This is a genomic window from Mycobacterium shimoidei, assembly GCF_900417275.1.
Taxonomy (GTDB): domain Bacteria; phylum Actinomycetota; class Actinomycetes; order Mycobacteriales; family Mycobacteriaceae; genus Mycobacterium; species Mycobacterium shimoidei.
Map to the genome: position 1 here is coordinate 3,940,572 of NZ_UEGW01000001.1, position 18,771 is coordinate 3,959,342.

Sequence of the window (18,771 nt, forward strand, 5' to 3'; positions counted from 1 at the left end):
TTTCTGGTCGCTTACGATCGAGTCGGTGACGACTACGACGATGCCCGTGGGGCGGTGGCTGCTGCGGCTGGTGGACCTGCTGCCGATGCCCAGCCTGCGTGTGCAGCGGATCATCGCCGCGTTCGTCATCCTGACCCAGGGCGGGATCGCCGTCACGGGTGCCATCGTCCGAGTCACCGCCTCCGGGTTGGGTTGTCCGACTTGGCCGCAGTGCTTCCCGGGCAGCTTCACCCCCGTCCCGGTCGCCGAGGTGCCTCGCATCCATCAGGCCGTCGAGTTCGGCAATCGCATGGTCACCTTCGCCGTCGTCATCGCCGCGGCGCTGGCGGTGCTGGCGGTCACCCGGGCCCGCCGCCGCGCCGAAGTCCTGGTGTACGCCTGGCTGATGCCCGCCTCGACGGTGGTGCAGGCGGTGATCGGCGGCGTCACCGTGCTCACCGGCCTGTTGTGGTGGACGGTGGCCATCCACCTGTTGGCGTCGATGACGATGGTGTGGCTGGCGGTGCTGCTCTACGTCAAGGTCGGCGAACCGGACGACGGTGTGGTGAGTCTTCGGGTCGTCAAACCGCTGCGCGGGCTGACACTGCTCAGCGCGGTCACACTGGCCGCGGTTCTGGTCACCGGCACCCTGGTCACCGCGGCGGGCCCGCATGCCGGCGACACCAGCCCGTGGCGTACGGTACCGCGGCTCAAGATCGAGATCACCACGCTGGTACACATGCACTCCTCATTGCTGGTGGCCTACCTGGCGCTGCTGGTCGGGCTCGGGTTCGGGCTGCTGGCCGTGCGGGCGCCCCAACAGGTGTGGCTGCGCCTGGGCGTTTTGGTTGTGCTGGTTTTCGCGCAGGCCACGGTGGGGACCGTGCAGTTCTTCACCGGGGTGCCCGCTGCGCTGGTGGCCGTGCATGTCGCCGGCGCCGCGTTGTGCACCGCCGCGACGGCCGCCTTATGGGCGTCGATGCGAGAGCGGACCCAGCCCCAACCGCTCCAGGGCTGACTCCACGGCGATCGCGAACTGGCGCTGCGCGTCCTGGCGTGTCGCGTTGTCCAACAGCTCCCAGCCGAACCTCGGTGCGACCAGATCGAGCCGCACCAACCGGGCGTCATCGGTGACGTCAGCGCGCGCGTAGAGCAATTCGTCTACGTCGATGCGCAGCTGCCGGGCAGCGGCGCGCAGCGCGGCGTGCCCGACGTCCCACAGTTCGAAATCGGCGTCCACCGCCCCCTGAGCGGTGAATGCGTGGGATTGGCCGCCGGCGAAAAACACCAGCGCGATTGCGCTATTGGAAGCCTTTGCCGTCGGCACTCCGGCGTTTTCGAGATCGCGCAGGTAGCGCCGGCCGAGGTTCCAGGCGACAACGTTCGGGGCGTTCAGCAGATGGGCCACCCGCTTGGTCCAGGCCAGGAACTCCGCCCGCCGGTCGTGACCGGATTCGCGCAGGATCACCAGGTCGGCGTGCAGGGTGTCCGCGTCCTCCCAGGACATCCAGCGGGCGTGCAGGCCACGCTTGCGCAATGCGGTCACCAATCCGGCGTCATCTTTTTCGACACCGGCCAGCACGATGCGGGGATGGCGGATGTCGGGACGGGCCAGCTTCATGGGCGCTCCATACTTCCGGATGATAGGGGGCATGCACGCGATCGAAGTCGCCGAAACCGGCGGACCCGAAGTACTGCGTTATGTCGACCGGCCGCAACCCTCCCCCGCCGTGGGCCAGGTGCTGATCAAAGCTGAGGCGATCGGCGTCAACTACATCGACACCTACTTCCGATCCGGCCTCTATCCGCGCGAGCTGCCGTTCATCTTGGGCATGGAAGTGGCAGGGACAATCGCCGCGGTCGGCGACGGCGTGACGCGCCTCGCGGTCGGCGACCGGGTGGTTACGGCGGCCGCGTCGGGTGCCTACGCCGAATTATGCACCGCGCCAGCTGATCTCGTGGGTCAGGTACCCGCAGCTGTGGATTTCGACGTGGCGGCCGCGGCGCTGCTGAAGGGAATGACCGCGCACTATCTGCTCAAGTCGGTCTATCCGGTACAGCCCGGTGACACGATCCTGGTCCATGCCGGGGCGGGCGGGGTCGGCCTGATTCTGACGCAGTGGGCGGCCAGCCTCGGGGCCCCGGTGATCACCACCGTGTCGACACCGGCCAAAGCCGAGCTGTCGCGACAGGCCGGGGCCGCCGAAGTACTGGACTACCCCGGCGATGATCCCGACGAATTCGGCAGGAAGATAAGGGAATTGACCGACGGAGTCGGTGCCGCCGCCGTGTACGACGGCGTGGGCGCCAGCACATTCGACGCCAGCCTGGCCAGTCTCGCGGTACGCGGGACGCTGGCGCTGTTCGGTGCAGCCAGTGGACCCGTCCCGCCGGTCGACCCGCAGCGGCTCAACACCGCCGGCTCGGTGTACCTGACCCGTCCATCGCTAGCTCATTTCACCCGTACCGCACAGGAATTTGCTTGGCGCTCAGAGGAACTGCTCGACGCCATCGCGACGGGATCACTTAGCGTGACGGTCAGCGAACGCTATCCGCTGTCCGACGCCGCGCAGGCGCACCGCGATCTGCAAGAGCGCAAGACCGTCGGCTCGATTGTGCTGGTGCCCTGAGTCAGCCGCCCCATTTGGCGGCTTCGGCTTGGTCGCGGGCCAGCATCGCGGTGGTGTTGGTCTCATGGGTGCCCGCCATGGCGTGATAAGCCCGCACCAAATCGGCCATCGCCTGATTCCACTGCGCCTGCCAGGCCTGATACGTCATCCCGGTATCGCCTTGCCAAGCCCCCGACAACGCCGCCTGCTCACTGGCGATATCGGCACCCAACCCCTGCAAGGTCGCCGCATACCCGGCCATATCCGCCGCATGCGCCAGCATCGCCGGATAGTTGTACATAATCTGCGACATCACTAAACCCCTCTTCCCTTAAAACCCGGTGTAGCTCGACGCCGCCGCCGCATCGGCCGCCACATACGTGCCCGCGGCATCCCCCAAATTGGCCTGCGCAATATCCAGCAACGCATTCACCTTCGCCGCCGCCTCCACAAACCGGGCATGCGCACCCTGAAACGCCGCCGCCGACTCCCCCACATGAAACGCCTGCGCCGACACCGCCTCCTGCTCGGCCTGCCCAATCGTCGAACGCATCAACCCCGCCTTAGCCGCAAACGCCGACTGCGACGCCACCAACTGCGGAATATGCGCATCCAACATGCTCATCCGACTCCCCTTTCCTCACCATCCCAACTGCCCGGCAGCATCGGCACACCCGGCCCCACACCAAACTCATCACCAGCCAACCTCGCCAACCCCACCGCCACCGGCCCACGACCGTTCCCACTAAACCCCAACGACCCCGCCCCCGCATCCGACGTCAGCANCCAACTGCCCGGCAGCATCGGCACACCCGGCCCCACACCAAACTCATCACCAGCCAACCTCGCCAACCCCACCGCCACCGGCCCACGACCGTTCCCACTAAACCCCAACGACCCCGCCCCCGCATCCGACGTCAGCACCGTGGCCCATTGCGGGTCGACCGCTACGTTCATGTCCGCGAATTGGTCGCCGTGTGCGCGCTGCGGAGCCCGCCGGCGTCGCCGCGCGCGGGCCTCGCGCCGCGCGCTGGCTGAGGCGGCCGCTGTATCCGGTTCGGGCGCTTTGCGTTTGGCGCTGGAGCCGGCGGCGGCGCTCATCCGCGACGAGGATCCGATGCCGGGCGGCCCGATCACATAGGGCGGCAGGAAGCCCGCCCCACCGGCGGCTGTCGGGGGCGGGGCTGGTGGCGTGGGGCCGGCGACAGTGCTCACGGTCGCGGTGGGCGCAGGCGCCGACGACGCGGCAGGGGCCGCGGCCGTCGCGGCGACGGTCGGCGCCGTCCCGGCGACGGGCAGCGTGCTCTGCGACGTCGCGACGGGTGCCGGCGCCACTGCCGGTGGGACCGTCGCCTGAGGAAGGCCGGCGAGCCCGGCGAGTCCTGCGATTCCGCCCACGGACCCCGCGGGAGCCACCGCGGCACCGGCCGCGACCGCCAGCAACGCCGGATTCTGGCTCAGCCCGGTAGCGATTTCGGCGATATGCGTCGGCCAGTCGAACAGCGCCAGCTGAACGAGGTACTGGAAGGCCGCGCCCGGATTGGTCATCAGCAATTGGCCCACCTGCTGAAAATCCTCGCCGAACTCGAGCGTCCGGACCACCCAGAAAAGCGGCTGGCTCGGGTCGGTATACGAGTCGTACGGGAGTCCGTTGACCGTGCCGTTGGCGGGGTCCCAGTTCACTCCGAAGTTCTTCAGGATGTTCGCGATGAGGTCGTCGACCGGGTTGTCGACGGTGGGGTCGGGAGCGTCGTCCGAGTGCAGGGCTGAGGCATCGGATTTTTCGATCGGCGGCGCCGGCTCGGTCGGTGGCACCGACGCCACCGCAGCGCCGGAGACCGCCTGGTAGGTCGCCATGGTGGTGGCCGCCTGAACCCACATCCGCACATAGTCGGCCTCGTTGAGTGCAATCGGAATCGTGTTGATGCCAAAGAAATTGGTGGCGACCAGCACCGCGTGCACGGCATGGTTGGTGGCCAGCTCGGCGAGGGTCGGCATCGCCGCCAACGCGGCGGTGTAGGCCGCCGCCAGCGTCTCATGCTGGACGGCGGCGACCGAGCTGTGCGCGCTGGCCTGGGTCAACCAGGCCAGAAACGGCACATTTGCGGCCACGTAGGACTCGGCCGTGGGTCCCTCCCAGGAGGCTGCCTGCACCCGTCCGAGCAGCGCCGTCAACTCGTCGGCCACCGCCGCATATTCGGTACTCAACGACTTCCACGCCCCCGCCGCTGCCAACAACGCTTCCGGTCCCGGGCCACTGCTCAGCAACGCCGAATGCACCTCCGGGGGCGAGGCCATCCACACCGGCGCGGTCACGACTACGCGACCGAGTACGACGCCGCCGCTGCCGCGTCGGCCGCGGCGTACCCGGCGCCCGCTGCTGCCACCCCCACCCCGGAGCGCCCCAGCTCCGCGGCGCCTTGCGCCGCCAGCGCCGCATGCTCACTGCCGTGTGCGCTGAGCTGGGCCGCGGTCTGCAGCGACCCCGGATCTACCGCCGGCGGCGTCACCGCCGTGATCAGTGGGACAGCTCCGGCATGAGCAGCCGCCAGACGCGCGGTCAGCGCTTCGACAGCCGCGCTGGCGGCAGCCAAGCCTTCGGGGACAACGCGCAACGTCATGCCGGACAATCCTCCTTCGACGAGCCGAGGTAACTGAACATGATTTTCATTATCGACGATTCAATACCACCGCGGCCGCTATTTCAAGCCCGGGGCACAGCCGGTTCGGGGTAAGTGAGTGGAAGACGGCGTGCGCGGCTACAGCAGCGTCGGCAAGGCGATGGCGGAGTCGAGCGCCAACGCGCAAAACACCACGGCCAGATAGTTATTCGACTGCAGGAACAGCCGTAGCGGCTTGACCGGTTCGCCGCGGCACACCCCGGCGTAAAGCTGGTGGGCCATCGCCAGGAACCACACTCCGGCCAGCACCGCGACGGCGGCGTACAGCCATCCGGCGGCCAGCGCCAGCACCAGCGTCGCCGCCACCGTCAGCCAGGTGTAGACCAGGATCTGCCTGGTGACCTGACGTTCGGTCGCGACCGCCGGCAGCATCGGCACACCCGCGGCTCGGTAGTCCTCCTTGTAACGCATGGCCAGCGCCCAGGTGTGCGGCGGCGTCCAGAAGAAGATGATCGCGAACATCACCACCGCCGGCCATCCGATGGTGCCGGTGACCGCCGACCAGGCGATCATCACCGGCATGCAACCGGCCGCCCCGCCCCACACCACGTTCTGCGAGGTGCGGCGCTTGAGCAACAGCGTGTAGACGAACACGTAGAACGCGATCGTGGCCACCGCCAGCAGGCCCGAGAGCAGGTTCGTGGTCAACCACAGCCAAAAGAACGAGCCGATGCTCAGCGCCAGCCCGAACACCAGGGCGTAGCGGGTCGGCACGGTGTCTTGGGCCAGTGGCCGACGTGCAGTGCGCTTCATCACCTTGTCGATGTCGGCGTCAGCCACACAGTTGAGCGTGTTGGCCCCGCCGGCCGCCAGCATGCCGCCGATCAGGGTGTTGCCGATCAGCAGCGGGTCCACCGTGCCGCGGTGGGCCAGCAGCATCGCCGGTATGGCGGTGACCAGCAACAGCTCGATGACGCGAGGTTTGGTCAGCGCCAGGTACGCCAGAGCCGTCGCGCGTACTTTGCTCGGGGCTTGGGTGGTCGAGCGCCCGCGAATGCTCACGCAATAGCTCCTTGGATCGCACCGGCGCGCGGCTTTCTACTACAGAGGATGGTAGACCGCTACAGGATAGTGGGCACCGCTCAGGGGGGCCGGTGCGCGGTTCGCGGCGGCCCCCGATGGATATCCCCGTCGTCTCGGCCGCTACGGCCGTCACTTGCCCACTAGTGTGGGAAGAGATCACCTTGTCGACCCGAGGACTCAATCCGTGACCACACTCGATGAGATTTCCGAGCTAACCCGACCGCATCATCCGGATGACTGGACCGACATCGACTCCGCCGTTGTCGACACCATCAGGGTGCTGGCCGCCGACGCTGTCCAAAAGGTCGGCAATGGCCATCCCGGCACCGCGATGAGCCTGGCCCCGCTGGCCTACACGCTGTTTCAGCGGACGATGCGCCACGACCCCAGCGACACCACCTGGCTGGGTCGCGACCGGTTCGTGCTGTCGGCCGGACACAGCAGCCTGACTCTTTACATCCAGCTGTACCTGGGCGGATTCGGTCTCGAGTTGTCCGATATCCAGTCGTTGCGTACCTGGGGGTCCAAGACCCCCGGCCACCCCGAGTTCCGGCACACCAAGGGTGTGGAGATCACCACCGGACCGCTCGGGCAAGGCCTGGCGTCGGCCGTGGGGATGGCGATGGCGTCGCGCTACGAGCGTGGCTTGTTCGATCCCGATGCCGCGCCCGGATCCAGCCCGTTCGACCACTACATCTTCGTGATCGCCTCCGACGGCGACATCGAAGAGGGCGTGACGTCGGAAGCGTCGTCACTGGCCGCCGTACAGCAGCTGGGCAACCTGATCGTGTTCTACGACCACAACCAGATCTCGATCGAGGACGACACCAACATCGCGCTCTGCGAAGACACTGCAGCCCGCTACGAGGCCTACGGCTGGCACGTGCAGCGGGTCGAGGGTGGCGAAAACGTGGTCGGCATCGAAGAAGCGATCGCCAACGCCAAGGCGGTCACGGACCGGCCGTCGTTCATCGAGCTGCGCACGATCATCGGCTATCCGGCGCCGAACCTGATGAACACTGGCAAGGCGCATGGTGCGGCATTGGGCGAAGCGGAAGTAGCCGAGGTCAAGAAGGTGCTCGGCTTCGATCCCGACAAGACGTTCGAGGTGCGCGACGACGTCCTTGCGCACACCCGCAAGCTGGTGGACCGCGGCAAAGAGGCGCACCAGAAGTGGCAGGCGGATTTCGAAGCCTGGGCGCAGCGCGAACCGGAACGCAAGGCGCTGCTGGACCGGTTGACCGCCGAAGAACTGCCCGACGGCTGGGATGCCGACATACCGCACTGGGAGCCCGGATCCGCCGAGATCGCCACCCGCAAGGCATCCGGTGAGGTGCTGAACGCGGTGGCCCCCAAACTGCCCGAGCTGTGGGGCGGTTCGGCCGACCTTGCCGAGAGCAACCTCACCACCATCAAAGACGCGGATTCGTTTGGGCCGCCGTCGATTTCCACTAAGGAGTTCACGGCGTCCTGGTATGGGCGGGTCCTGCACTTCGGTGTCCGCGAACACGCGATGGGCGCCATCTTGTCCGGCATCGTGCTGCACGGCCCGACCCGGGCGTTCGGCGGCACATTCCTGCAGTTCTCCGACTACATGCGCCCGGCAGTGCGGCTGGCAGCCCTGATGGACATCGACACCATCTACGTCTGGACGCACGACTCGATCGGCCTCGGTGAAGACGGGCCCACTCATCAACCCATCGAGCATCTTTCGGCGCTGCGTGCGATCCCGAACTTGGCGGTGGTCCGACCCGGCGACGCCAATGAGACCGCGTACGCGTGGCGCTCGATCCTGGCCCGCGGCAACGGCAGCGGCCCGGTCGGGCTGTGTCTGACCCGGCAAGGTCTGCCGGTGCTGGAGGGCACCAGCTACGAGGGTGTGTCGCGGGGTGGTTACGTGCTCGGTGACGACGGCGACGAGGAACCCGACGTCGTACTGATCGCCACCGGCTCGGAGTTGCAGATCGCCGTGGCAGCGAAAAAGGCATTGGCAGACAAGAACATTGCTGCACGAGTCGTGTCGATGCCATGCATGGAATGGTTTGAGTCGCAACCTGCGGACTACCGCGACAAGGTGTTGCCACCGAGCGTATCGGCCCGGGTCGCGGTCGAGGCCGGCGTCGCGCAGAGCTGGCACAAACTGGTCGGCGACACCGGAGAGATCGTGTCGATCGAGCACTACGGTGCATCCGCGGACTACAAAACCCTGTTCCGCGAATTCGGGTTCACTCACGAGGCCGTCGTCGCTGCCGCCGAACGGACCCTGGAGAACTAGAAGGAGGACGTCCTAATGACGCAGAATCCGAACCTCGCCGCACTCAGTGCCGCCGGGGTATCCGTCTGGTTGGACGATTTGTCGCGAGAACGGCTGCAGAGCGGGAACCTGCAGGAACTGATCGACACCAAAAGCGTTGTCGGCGTGACGACCAACCCGTCGATTTTTCAAAAGGCGTTCGCCGAGGGCAAGGCCTACGACGATCAGATCGCCGAGCTGGCCGCGCGCGGCGCCGACGTGGACGCGACGATACGCACGGTCACGACCGACGATGTGCGCAACGCCTGCGACGTCCTGGCACCGCAATGGGAAGGCTCCGACGGAGTCGACGGCCGGGTCTCGATCGAAGTCGACCCACGGCTCGCCCACGACACCGACAAGACCATCAAACAGGCCATCGAATTGTGGAAGATCGTCGACCGGCCCAACCTGTTCATCAAGATCCCGGCCACCGAGGCCGGTCTGCCCGCCATCAGCGCGACGCTGGCAGAAGGGATTTCGGTCAACGTCACGCTGATCTTCTCCGTCGAGCGCTACCGCCAGGTGATGGACGCCTACCTCGACGGGCTGCGCGCGGCCAAGAAAGCCGGACATGACCTGTCCAAGATCCACTCGGTGGCGTCGTTTTTCGTCTCTCGCGTTGACACCGAAGTGGACAAGCGACTGGAGAAAATCGGCACCCCGGAAGCGCTGGCGCTGCGCGGTCAGGCCGGGGTCGCCAACGCCCGACTGGCATACGCCGCATACCAGGAAGTCTTCGTCGGCGGAGATGCCTACGAGCAGCTCAGGGCCGACGGTGCACGGGTGCAGCGTCCGCTGTGGGCATCGACGGGCGTGAAGAACCCCGACTACTCGGACACGCTCTACGTCACCGAACTGGTCGCGCCGAACACGGTGAACACCATGCCGGAGAAGACGATTGACGCTGTCGCCGATCACGGTGTCATCTCCGGCGACACGGTCACCGGTACCGCAGCGGCGGCCCAGGAGGTGTTCGACAAACTCCAGGCCGTGGGAATCGACCTGACCGACGTGTTCCTCGTCCTCGAGAACGAGGGCGTGCAGAAGTTCGAAGACTCCTGGACAGAGCTGCTCAAGGAAACCCAGACTCAACTGGACTCCGCCTCCAAGTGAGCCCTGCCGGCACTCGGGGCAACATCGGCCAGTGGCGAAACCCCTTACGGGACAAACGCGATAAGCGCCTGCCACGGATCGCGGGATCATGCGCGTTGGTGATATTCGGCGTCACCGGCGACCTCGCCCGCAAAAAGGTGATGCCGGCGGTCTACGACCTGGCCAACCGGGGGTTACTGCCGCCCACGTTCGCGTTGGTTGGATTCGCCCGGCGGGACTGGGAGGACCAGGATTTCGCCCAGCAGGTGTACCAGGCGGTCAAGGAACACGCCCGCACACCGTTTCGGGACGCGATCTGGGATCGGCTTTCCGAAGGAATCCGGTTTGTGCAGGGCACCTTCGACGACCAGGCGGCGTTCGCCCGGCTCGCCGAGTCCCTGGACAAGCTCGACACCGAGCGCGCCACCGGCGGCAACCACGCCTTCTATTTAGCCATCCCGCCCAACGCTTTTCCAACGGTCTGCGAACAGCTGCACAGATCCGGGCTGGCACGGCCACAAGAAGGCCGATGGAGCCGAGTCGTTATCGAGAAGCCGTTCGGCCACGACTTGGACAGCGCGCGCGAACTCAACAAGGTGGTCAACAGCGTCTTCCCCGAAGAGTCGGTGTTTCGCATCGACCACTATCTGGGCAAGGAGACGGTGCAGAACATCTTGGCGCTGCGGTTCGCCAATCAACTGTTCGACCCGATCTGGAACTCGCACTACGTCGACCATGTGCAGATCACCATGGCCGAAGACATCGGCCTGGGTGGGCGAGCCGGATACTACGACGGCATCGGAGCGGCCCGCGACGTCATCCAGAACCACTTGATGCAGCTGCTGGCACTGACCGCGATGGAAGAGCCGGTCAGTTTCCATCCCGCCGAACTGCGGACCGAAAAGATCAAGGTGCTCTCGGCCACCCAGCTCGCTCAGCCGCTGGACGAAACCACCAGTCGCGGCCAGTACGTCGCCGGTTGGCAGGGTGGGCAGAAGGTGGTCGGGCTGCTCGATGAGGAGGGGTTCGCCAAGGACTCGGTCACCGAGACATTCGCCGCCATCACGCTGGAGGTCGACACCCGTCGCTGGGCAGGTGTGCCGTTCTACCTGCGCACCGGAAAACGGTTGGGCCGCAGAGTGACCGAGATCGCATTGGTGTTCAAACGGGCGCCGCATCTGCCGTTCGACGCGACCATGACCGATGAGTTGAGCGCCAATGCGCTGGTGATCCGGGTGCAGCCGGACGAGGGTGTCACGCTGCGGTTCGGCTCCAAGGTGCCGGGCACGGCCATGGAGGTCCGGGATGTCAATATGGATTTCTCCTACGGCTCGGCGTTCGCCGAGGACTCCCCCGAGGCCTACGAGCGGTTGATCCTCGATGTGCTGCTCGGCGAGCCGTCGCTGTTCCCCGTCAACGAGGAAGTCGAAATGGCCTGGGAGATACTTGATCCGGTGCTGGAGAACTGGGCCGCTCAAGGTAAGCCTGAACCGTATGAAGCGGGCACCTGGGGTCCCGCCTCGGCATTCGACATGCTGCGCCGCGCCGGTCGTGAGTGGCGGCGACCCTGATGATCCGCGCCGCCGACGATGCAATGATGGTTCCGCGCGGCTGCGAGGAGCGGCGACCCCGATGATTATCGACCTGCCGGACACCACGACTAACGCCATCAACAAGAAGCTCGACGAATTGCGCGAAAGGGTTGGCGCGGTCACTCTCGGGCGAGTTCTGACCCTGGTCATCGCGCCGGACAGCGATGCGATGCTCGAAGAATCCATCGAAGCGGCCAATGCCGCCAGCCACGAGCATCCCAGCCGGGTGATCGTGGTGATGAACGGCGACCCGGATGCTGCCGACACGCGGCTGGATGCCCAGCTGCGGGCAGGAGGTGACAGTGGCGCCGGTGAGGTGGTTGTGCTTCGGCTTTCGGGCCCGCTGTCCGGCCACGCCGCCAGCGTCGTGGTGCCGTTCCTGCTGCCCGATATTCCCGTGGTGGCTTGGTGGCCAGACAACGCGCCCGCCGTGCCGGCACAAGATCAGTTGGGCAAGTTGGCAATCCGGCGCATCACCGATGCAACCAACGGTGCTGACCCGTTGTCGGCGATCAAGAGCCGACTCCCCGGATACACCCCCGGCGACACCGACCTGGCGTGGAGCCGCATCACCTACTGGCGCGCCCTGCTCGCGTCGGCGATCGATCAGCCACCGCACGAGCCGATCACCTCGGCACTGGTCTCCGGCCTCAAGACCGAGCCCGCACTGGACGTACTGGCAGGCTGGCTCGCCAGCCGGATCGACGGGCCGGTGCGCCGCGCCGTCGGTGAACTCAAGGTGGAGCTGATACGTAATACCGAGACGGTGACGCTGAGCCGACCGCAGGAGGGGGTGACGGCAACCTTGAGCCGCACGGGCAGACCGGACGCGTTGCTTCCGTTGCCGCGCAGGGATGCTCGTGAGTGTTTGGCTGAGGATCTGCGGCGGCTGGACCCAGACGCGATCTACTATTCTGCGCTCGAGGGCATCGACCGGGTGGAGTATGTATGAGCACCGATGTTGAGACGTTCACCGACGGCGATGCACTCGCGGCCGCAGCCGGCGAACGGTTGATCGACGTCATCGGGGCGGCCATCGCCACACGTGGGCGGGCGTTGATCGTGCTGACCGGGGGTGGCAACGGCATCCGGCTGCTGAGCTACCTCAGAACGCAGCAGCAGCGGATTTACTGGCCCGGCGTGCACCTGTTCTGGGGTGACGAACGTTACGTCGCCGAAGACCACGACGACCGCAACGAGAAACAAGCCCGCGAAGCCCTGCTGAATCACATTGACATCCCGCCTCGCAACGTGCACGCCATGCCGGCCAGCGACGATGAGACCGATGGCGATTTGGCCGCCGCGGCGTTGGCTTACGAACAGGTGCTGGCCGGCAACGCCGAACCAGGCCAGCCCGCACCGAATTTCGACGTCCACCTGCTCGGCGTGGGACCCGAGGGCCACATCAACTCGTTGTTTCCTCATACTCCCGCGGTGCGGGAGAAGAGCCGGCTGGTGGTCAGCGTCGAGGATTCACCGAAGCCGCCGCCGAAACGGATCACATTGACGCTGCCCGCGGTGCGGCGGGCCCGTGAGGTCTGGACGATGGTGTCGGGCGCAGAAAAAGCCGACGCCGTGGCCGCGGCCATCGCCGGCGCCGACCCGGTGCGGGTGCCGGCCGCGGGGGCCGTCGGACGGGAGAGAACGGTCTGGTTCCTCGACAAACAGGCAGCGTCCAAGCTGGGCTAGCCGCTAGCCCACGAAAACAGAATCGCGGCGTAGTCCTCGAGGCGGCCGCTGCCCCGGGCAATAATGGCTGTCATGGCGGACAAAGGCGGCGGGCCGGAACGCAAGCGGATCAAGACCCTCGCGCAGGCGGCACTGAACGCCGACGTCACGGTGCAGCAACTCGAGTCGTTCCTGACCGACCTCGGGCCCACGCTGAACGAGCTGAACGACTCGCTGTCGGCCCTGAATGCCACCGTCGAACGACTTGACAACGGCCTGGACCACTTCGAAGGAACGCTCACCGGCCTCGACGAGCTGGCCCGCCGGCTGGCGACGCTGATCGAACCGGTCGAGGCCATCGTCCAGCGGATCGACTACATGGTGAGTGTGGGCGAAACGGTGATGTCGCCGTTGTCGGCGACCGAACACGCCGTGCGCGGCATGCTCAACACGTTGCGGAACCGGACGGTGCGCTGACCTCAGCGGTATTTGATCAGCAGCTCCATCGCGATGATCGACACCAGCCAGATGCCGGTGACGAACAGGGTCACCCGGTCGAGGTTCTTCTCCACCACCGTCGACCCGGACAGGCTGGACTGCACACCCCCGCCGAACAGCGTCGACAGCCCGCCGCCCTTGGCGCGGTGCAGCAGCACCAGCAACATCACCAGGATGCTGGTCACCACCAGGGTTATCTGCAGGGCCAATTCCATGGCCATCACCATACCGGTCAGCGCCGATAACTCAGGGCAGCGGGCCCCCAGCGGCGATGGCGGACAGCGTCGCGAACTGCTCACCGTCCAGCGACGCGCCGCCGACCAGGGCGCCGTCGACGTCATCGCAGGCGACGATGTCACCGATGTTCTTCGCGGTCACCGAGCCGCCATAGAGCACCCGCACACTGTCCGCGATCTGCGTCGACGCCAGCGCACCGAGCTCCTTGCGGATGGCTGCGCAGACCTCCTGCGCGTCGGAGGCGCTGGCCACCCGGCCGGTGCCGATCGCCCACACGGGCTCGTAGGCGATGACGACGTTGGCGATCTGTTCGGCGGATAGCCCGGCCAGCGAGCCGCGCAGCTGCTCGATGTTGTGGTTCACATGGTCGCCGGCTTCCCGGACATCGAGGTGCTCACCGATGCACACGATCGGGGTCAGCTCGTGCCTGAGCGCGGCGGCCGCTTTGGCAGCCACCAGCTCGTCGTCTTCGTTGTGGTAGGTGCGCCGTTCGGAGTGGCCGACGATAACGTAGCTGCAGCCGAGCTTGGCCAGGAACGCGCCGCTGATGTCGCCGGTGTAGGCGCCCGAATCGTGCTGGGAGAGGTCTTGGGCGCCGTAGGTCAGCCGAAGCTTATCGCCGTCGACCAGGGTCTGCACGCTGCGCAGGTTGGTGAACGGTGGGATGACCGCGACGTCGACTTTGTCGAAGTACTTGTCCGGCAACGAGAATGCAATCTTTTGCACCAGCGCAATCGCCTCGAAGTGGTTGAGGTTCATCTTCCAGTTGCCGGCGATCAACGGCTTACGGCTCATTGGTCCAGCACCTCCAGGCCGGGCAATGTCTTACCCTCAAGGTATTCCAGCGACGCGCCGCCGCCGGTGGAAATGTGCGAGAAGCCGTCCTCGGGCAGCCCCAGCGCGCGCACCGCGGCCGCGGAATCGCCGCCGCCGACCACGCTGAACGCGCCTTTGGCCGTGGCGGCGGCGATCGCTTCGGCGACTCCCTTGGTGCCGGCGGCGAATGCCTGGAATTCGAACACGCCCATCGGGCCGTTCCAGAAGATCGTGGTCGCATTGGACAACAGTGTGCTGAACCGCTGCACCGACCCCGGCCCGATGTCCAAGCCCATCTTGTCTTCCGGAATCTCATCGCAGGCAACGATTTCCGACGGCGAATCGGCGGCGAACTTGTCGGCTACGACGACGTCGGCCGGCAGCCGCAGCACGTCGGCGTAGGTGTCCAGCAGCCGTCGGCAAGTGTCGATCATCTCGCGTTCCAGCAACGAGGTTCCCACCGAAAGCCCTTGTGCAGCGAGAAACGTAAAGCACATGCCGCCACCGATCACGATGCTGTCGGCCTTTGTCGCCAACTTCTCGATCACTCCCAGCTTGTCGGACACCTTCGACCCACCGAGCACAACGGCATAGGGATGTTCGGTCGAATGGGTGAGCTGCTCAAGAACTTTCACCTCGGCAGTGACCAGCGTTCCGGCGTAGGACGGCAGCAGGGTGGCGACGTCGTAGACCGACGCCTGTTTGCGGTGGACCACCCCGAAACCGTCGGATACGAACGCGCCGCCGTCTGAGCCGACAAGCTCGACCAGTTGCCTGGCCAGCGCGAGCCGTTCGCTGTCGTCCTTGCTGGTCTCGCGCGGATCGAAGCGGACGTTCTCCAGCAGCAGCACGTCTCCGTCGGTGAGACCCTCGGCTCGGGCCAGCGCGTCGCTGCCAACGACGTCCCCGGCCAGCGCAACGTGCTGCCCCAGTTGCTCACCGAGTGCCGCAGCGACCGGCGCCAGCGACAGTTTCGGGTCCGGACCACCCTTGGGCCGGCCCAGATGCGCAGTCACCACGACCTTGGCGCCGGCGTCGGCCAGCGCTTTCAGCGTTGGCACCGACGCGGTGATGCGGCCGGAATCGGTGATTGTTCCGGCATCGTCGAGAGGGACGTTCAGGTCAGAACGCACCAATACGCCGCGACCTGAAACTCCTTGTGCGAGAAGGTCGTCGACTGACTTGATGGTCACGGCTTACAGCGACTTACCGACCAGTGCGACGAGGTCGACCAGGCGGTTGGAGTAACCCCACTCGTTGTCGTACCACGACACCACCTTGGCCTGATTGTCTATCGCCTTGGTCAGGCCGGCGTCGAAGATCGAGCTGTGCGGGTCGGTGACGATGTCGCTCGAAACGATCGGCGCCTCGTAGTACTTCAGGATGCCCTTGAGCTTGCCCTCGGCGGCAGCCTTGAACGCCGCGTTGATCTCCTCGACGCTGGCCGACTTGGTGAGGTCGGCGGTCAGGTCGGTGACCGAGCCGGTCGGGATCGGCACCCGCAGCGCGTAGCCGTCCAGCTTGCCCTTCAGCTCGGGCAGCACCAGGCCGATTGCCTTGGCGGCGCCGGTGGAGGTCGGCACGATGTTCAGCGCGGCGGCGCGAGCGCGGCGCAGGTCCTTGTGCGGGCCGTCCTGCAGGTTCTGGTCCTGGGTGTAGGCGTGAATGGTGGTCATCAGGCCCTTCACGATGCCGAATTCGTCGTGCAGCACCTTGGCCAGCGGCGCGAGGCAGTTCGTGGTGCAGGACGCGTTGGAGATGATGTTCTGGCTGCCGTCGTACTTGTCGTCGTTGACGCCCAGACAGATGGTGATGTCCGGGTCGGTGGCCGGCGCCGAGATGATGACCTTCCGGGCCCCTGCGTCCAGGTGACCTTTGGCCTTGGCGGCGTTGGTGAACAGCCCGGTGGATTCGACGACGACGTCGACGCCCAGGTCGCCCCAGGGCAGCGCGGCCGGCCCTTCCCTGACCGCCAGCGCCTTGATTTTGTCGCTGCCGACGACGATCGTGTCCTCGCCTTCCAGGCTGACGTCTTGGGGCAACCGGCCCAAGATCGAGTCGAATTTGAGCAGATGGGCCAGCGTCGCGTTGTCGGTGATGTCGTTGACGGCCACCACCTCGACATCGGCGATGCCTTGCTCGCGCTGCGCCAGTAGGGCCCGGTAGAAGTTCCGCCCGATTCGTCCGAAGCCGTTGATGCCTACCCGGACCGTCACGTCTCTCGTCTCCTTGGTTGCTGATCTGATCCACCGACCAGCCTAGTGGTGTGCCGGGGGCATCGCGAGGTCTGGTCCGACACGTTGCTGACCTGCGGGGTTATTTGCTCACCGGGTCACGGTGGGTGGTGAGGTGGACCGGGAACTCATCACCCGGTTCGGGCCAGGGCTGACGGCTCAGCATGTCGGCGATCGCGACATACCCTTCCTCGATCAGGCCCGCGTTGGCGTCGAAGATCCGGTACCACTGCCGCTGGGTCTGGATTGGCTGGCCTTCGAGGACTATCACCCGCAGATCGCCTTCGGCGAACTGGCACCGTCGTTGCACGGCGGCCAGCAGCTGCTCGTTGTGCAGATGGCCTTCACCGAAATTCCAGCCCACCAGCGGGCCGGCGACGATCTCGCCGTCCCGAATGCTGTAGTCGGCCTCGTTACCCGCTAGCGCGCGCGGCAATAGGCCATTGAGCGCTCGACCATGCAAGTGCAGCGAACGGAACGCCCCCGGGACCTTGTCGGCGACGACTTCGGCGGTCGCCCGATCGTAAAGTTTCACCAACTGGTTGAAAACCAGCGCGGAGCTTTTGACGATGTTCGCTTCGATGCGATCTTCGGCGCCGGCACGGAAACACCACAGGCTGCTGGCCCAGTTCCCGGCGTAATAGCGCATCGCCGGCAGGAACGAGATCTGCTGCGGAAACATATTTCCCGCGATCAACGCCACCGCGAGCACGATCACCAAGACCGCAGCCAGCCACGGTGACGAGATGTCGGTGGCTTGGATCGCGCCGTAGTGCCCGAACAGGTAGAACAGCGAGAAGATAAAGAACACATTCCACTCCAACGGCACCCCCATCGGGAGGTTGGAAATGATGTTGAGGTGGAAGATCACCATGAAGCCGATGAGTAGCCACCGCCACGGTTGTCCATCAGCGAAGAAAACCAGAACGGTGGGCACAATGAATTCGGCTGTGGTTCCGCCGACGTGGGCCATGAGTTTGGGCAAAAGCGAGGGGCGCAGGTCGTTGACCGGGTCACGGTAGAGCTTGTGCTTGAGCCAGGTGAACGCCTTGGCGCGCAGCAGCGCGTTGTTGCTTGTCATCACCGCCACGACATATGGGAAGTGATGGTTGAGTTTGGAGGTCGCCGCTCCCCACCACATGGCGAGCATGATGATCTTGAACGCGGAAACTTGGTCGGTGAAAGCGAAGAAGAACACGAACAGCTTCAGCCAATAGTGTTCGCCGCGGGCGGCCAGGAAGATCGTCTTGTCGCGCAGGCCCAGCACCGCCAACGCGACGATGACCGGCACAACCAGGATCGGGTCGATCACCCCGACGTCGCCGGCGCCCGTGACCGGGCCGCCCCGTCCGGGCGACAGCAGCGCCCATATCCCCGAAGCCAGCACGATGACATAGAGCAGCACGTCGATGAAGGTGCGGGTGTCGCCGGCGGTGAACGGAACCTTGCCCGGCCAGGGCGGTAGCCGAATCGTCTTGGGCCGCAACCAATAGAGGAACCCGCCGATCGGTGGCCAGAATCGTCCGGTGAGCGGGCCGGATCCGCAGCCCAGACCCAACACCTCGAACAGCAGGGTGAAGATGATGGCCTTCTGGTAGACGATCGGCTGCGTCCACCACTGGCTGATGTCGCCGAGGCCGCCCAAACCGGGTGTGAGCGAGATGATTGCGGCGCCGGCGACGACGTACACCGCGATCTTGAACAAGTAGAGCAGATAGACCGCATAGGGCGTGCCGAAGCCCTGTTCGGCCCAGTGCCGACTGCAGACCTCGACCCGGGTGCGCCACGGCAGTGTGGGCCAAGTGTCGTGATCGACGTTGGGAAGTTCCGGTGCAATAAAACCCATGTGCCCTCGCCTGGAAATCAGTGGACAAGTTTGATGCCGACGCTGCGATGACGATAATCGCGGCCCGTGACCGGCACCAGGGTGCGTTGAGTATGTCCTGAATTCGCCGAGCGTTGTGGATGAATGCGCGACTGGGGATAACCCCGGCGGTGAACCGGCTGGCCGATGATCGTGTCAGACGTCTGCAGTACGCTCGAAAG

Annotated in this window: 19 protein-coding genes; 8 read left to right on the forward strand and 11 right to left on the reverse strand. The window is 65.8% G+C overall.

Annotated features, from left to right (window positions below; translation table 11 throughout):
• Positions 1-85: 85 nt before the first annotated feature.
• A complete protein-coding gene (locus MSP7336_RS18890) occupies positions 86-997 on the forward strand; it encodes a COX15/CtaA family protein (RefSeq protein ID WP_244917562.1) in 912 nt (303 codons plus the stop codon).
• On the opposite strand, the gene MSP7336_RS18895 is transcribed toward MSP7336_RS18890, so the two are convergent.
• Positions 947-1,600, reverse strand: a complete 654-nt coding sequence (locus tag MSP7336_RS18895) for a hypothetical protein (protein WP_113964325.1) — start codon at positions 1,598-1,600, stop codon at positions 947-949. The genes MSP7336_RS18890 and MSP7336_RS18895 overlap by 51 nt on opposite strands.
• A 31-nt stretch (positions 1,601-1,631) precedes the next feature.
• Here MSP7336_RS18895 and MSP7336_RS18900 point away from each other — a divergent pair, with 31 nt between their 5' ends.
• A complete protein-coding gene (locus tag MSP7336_RS18900) occupies positions 1,632-2,609 on the forward strand; it encodes a quinone oxidoreductase family protein (RefSeq protein ID WP_113964326.1) in 978 nt (325 codons plus the stop codon).
• 1 nt (position 2,610) lies between these two features.
• Here the strand turns inward: MSP7336_RS18900 and MSP7336_RS18905 are convergent, their stop codons facing one another.
• The 5 genes from MSP7336_RS18905 to MSP7336_RS18925 form a co-directional block, all read right to left on the reverse strand.
• Entirely contained in the window at positions 2,611-2,901 is a 291-nt protein-coding gene (locus tag MSP7336_RS18905; protein WP_113963081.1) for a WXG100 family type VII secretion target, read from the reverse strand.
• A gap of 18 nt (positions 2,902-2,919) precedes the next feature.
• Positions 2,920-3,213: a type VII secretion system protein EsxG gene (gene esxG / locus MSP7336_RS18910; RefSeq protein WP_113964327.1), complete on the reverse strand. Its 294-nt coding sequence runs from the start codon at positions 3,211-3,213 to the stop codon at positions 2,920-2,922.
• Complete coding sequence (locus MSP7336_RS18915) at positions 3,210-4,904, reverse strand: PPE family protein (protein ID WP_113964328.1); 1,695 nt, start codon at positions 4,902-4,904, stop codon at positions 3,210-3,212. The genes esxG and MSP7336_RS18915 overlap by 4 nt, the downstream gene beginning before the upstream one ends.
• Before the next feature lie 2 nt (positions 4,905-4,906).
• Complete coding sequence (locus MSP7336_RS18920) at positions 4,907-5,209, reverse strand: PE domain-containing protein (protein ID WP_113964329.1); 303 nt, start codon at positions 5,207-5,209, stop codon at positions 4,907-4,909.
• A gap of 138 nt (positions 5,210-5,347) precedes the next feature.
• Complete coding sequence (locus tag MSP7336_RS18925) at positions 5,348-6,271, reverse strand: heme o synthase (RefSeq protein WP_069397830.1); 924 nt, start codon at positions 6,269-6,271, stop codon at positions 5,348-5,350.
• A 205-nt stretch (positions 6,272-6,476) separates the two neighbouring features.
• Here MSP7336_RS18925 and tkt point away from each other — a divergent pair, with 205 nt between their 5' ends.
• The 6 genes from tkt to MSP7336_RS18955 all read left to right on the forward strand — a co-directional run bounded on the left by tkt (position 6,477) and on the right by MSP7336_RS18955 (position 13,417).
• A complete protein-coding gene (tkt, locus tag MSP7336_RS18930; RefSeq protein ID WP_069397831.1) occupies positions 6,477-8,567 on the forward strand; it encodes a transketolase in 2,091 nt (696 codons plus the stop codon).
• A 15-nt stretch (positions 8,568-8,582) separates the two neighbouring features.
• Positions 8,583-9,701 carry a transaldolase gene (gene tal, locus MSP7336_RS18935; protein ID WP_113964330.1) on the forward strand — a complete coding sequence of 373 codons (1,119 nt, stop codon included), beginning with the start codon at positions 8,583-8,585 and terminating at the stop codon, positions 9,699-9,701.
• Positions 9,702-9,724: 23 nt separating this feature from the next.
• Positions 9,725-11,251: a glucose-6-phosphate dehydrogenase gene (gene zwf, locus MSP7336_RS18940; RefSeq protein WP_113965078.1), complete on the forward strand. Its 1,527-nt coding sequence runs from the start codon at positions 9,725-9,727 to the stop codon at positions 11,249-11,251.
• Positions 11,252-11,312: 61 nt separating this feature from the next.
• On the forward strand, positions 11,313-12,224 hold the full coding sequence (opcA, locus tag MSP7336_RS18945; RefSeq protein ID WP_113964331.1) for a glucose-6-phosphate dehydrogenase assembly protein OpcA: 912 nt from the start codon (positions 11,313-11,315) through the stop codon (positions 12,222-12,224).
• On the forward strand, positions 12,221-12,961 hold the full coding sequence (gene pgl / locus MSP7336_RS18950) for a 6-phosphogluconolactonase (protein WP_113964332.1): 741 nt from the start codon (positions 12,221-12,223) through the stop codon (positions 12,959-12,961). Before opcA ends, pgl begins: the two co-directional genes overlap by 4 nt.
• Positions 12,962-13,024: 63 nt before the next feature.
• Positions 13,025-13,417 carry an ATPase gene (locus tag MSP7336_RS18955; RefSeq protein ID WP_069397836.1) on the forward strand — a complete coding sequence of 131 codons (393 nt, stop codon included), beginning with the start codon at positions 13,025-13,027 and terminating at the stop codon, positions 13,415-13,417.
• Between the two features lie 2 nt (positions 13,418-13,419).
• Here MSP7336_RS18955 and secG read toward each other — a convergent pair whose 3' ends face one another.
• The 5 genes from secG to MSP7336_RS18980 form a co-directional block, all read right to left on the reverse strand.
• On the reverse strand, positions 13,420-13,653 hold the full coding sequence (gene secG, locus MSP7336_RS18960; protein WP_069397865.1) for a preprotein translocase subunit SecG: 234 nt from the start codon (positions 13,651-13,653) through the stop codon (positions 13,420-13,422).
• 31 nt (positions 13,654-13,684) lie between these two features.
• Complete coding sequence (tpiA, locus tag MSP7336_RS18965; protein ID WP_113964333.1) at positions 13,685-14,470, reverse strand: triose-phosphate isomerase; 786 nt, start codon at positions 14,468-14,470, stop codon at positions 13,685-13,687.
• Entirely contained in the window at positions 14,467-15,684 is a 1,218-nt protein-coding gene (locus MSP7336_RS18970) for a phosphoglycerate kinase (RefSeq protein ID WP_113964334.1), read from the reverse strand. Before MSP7336_RS18970 ends, tpiA begins: the two co-directional genes overlap by 4 nt.
• 3 nt (positions 15,685-15,687) lie before the next feature.
• The gene (gap, locus tag MSP7336_RS18975) at positions 15,688-16,707 is read right to left on the reverse strand and encodes a type I glyceraldehyde-3-phosphate dehydrogenase (RefSeq protein ID WP_069397839.1); all 1,020 of its coding nucleotides are present in this window, start codon (positions 16,705-16,707) and stop codon (positions 15,688-15,690) included.
• 100 nt (positions 16,708-16,807) lie between these two features.
• The gene (locus MSP7336_RS18980; protein ID WP_113964335.1) at positions 16,808-18,571 is read right to left on the reverse strand and encodes a DUF3556 domain-containing protein; all 1,764 of its coding nucleotides are present in this window, start codon (positions 18,569-18,571) and stop codon (positions 16,808-16,810) included.
• Positions 18,572-18,771 lie beyond the last annotated feature (200 nt).

What these genes read in the sequence shown, in the direction of transcription:
- MSP7336_RS18890 (WP_244917562.1), top strand. Translation starts at nt 86, where the DNA reads ATGCCCAGCCTGCGTGTGCAGCGGATCATCGCCGCGTTCGTCATCCTG.
- MSP7336_RS18895 (WP_113964325.1), bottom strand. Translation starts at nt 1,600, where the DNA reads ATGAAGCTGGCCCGTCCCGACATCCGCCATCCCCGCATCGTGCTGGCC.
- MSP7336_RS18900 (WP_113964326.1), top strand. Translation starts at nt 1,632, where the DNA reads ATGCACGCGATCGAAGTCGCCGAAACCGGCGGACCCGAAGTACTGCGT.
- MSP7336_RS18905 (WP_113963081.1), bottom strand. Translation starts at nt 2,901, where the DNA reads ATGTCGCAGATTATGTACAACTATCCGGCGATGCTGGCGCATGCGGCG.
- esxG (WP_113964327.1), bottom strand. Translation starts at nt 3,213, where the DNA reads ATGAGCATGTTGGATGCGCATATTCCGCAGTTGGTGGCGTCGCAGTCG.
- MSP7336_RS18920 (WP_113964329.1), bottom strand. Translation starts at nt 5,209, where the DNA reads ATGACGTTGCGCGTTGTCCCCGAAGGCTTGGCTGCCGCCAGCGCGGCT.
- tal (WP_113964330.1), top strand. Translation starts at nt 8,583, where the DNA reads ATGACGCAGAATCCGAACCTCGCCGCACTCAGTGCCGCCGGGGTATCC.
- opcA (WP_113964331.1), top strand. Translation starts at nt 11,313, where the DNA reads ATGATTATCGACCTGCCGGACACCACGACTAACGCCATCAACAAGAAG.
- pgl (WP_113964332.1), top strand. Translation starts at nt 12,221, where the DNA reads ATGAGCACCGATGTTGAGACGTTCACCGACGGCGATGCACTCGCGGCC.
- MSP7336_RS18955 (WP_069397836.1), top strand. Translation starts at nt 13,025, where the DNA reads ATGGCTGTCATGGCGGACAAAGGCGGCGGGCCGGAACGCAAGCGGATC.
- secG (WP_069397865.1), bottom strand. Translation starts at nt 13,653, where the DNA reads ATGGAATTGGCCCTGCAGATAACCCTGGTGGTGACCAGCATCCTGGTG.
- tpiA (WP_113964333.1), bottom strand. Translation starts at nt 14,470, where the DNA reads ATGAGCCGTAAGCCGTTGATCGCCGGCAACTGGAAGATGAACCTCAAC.
- MSP7336_RS18980 (WP_113964335.1), bottom strand. Translation starts at nt 18,571, where the DNA reads ATGGGTTTTATTGCACCGGAACTTCCCAACGTCGATCACGACACTTGG.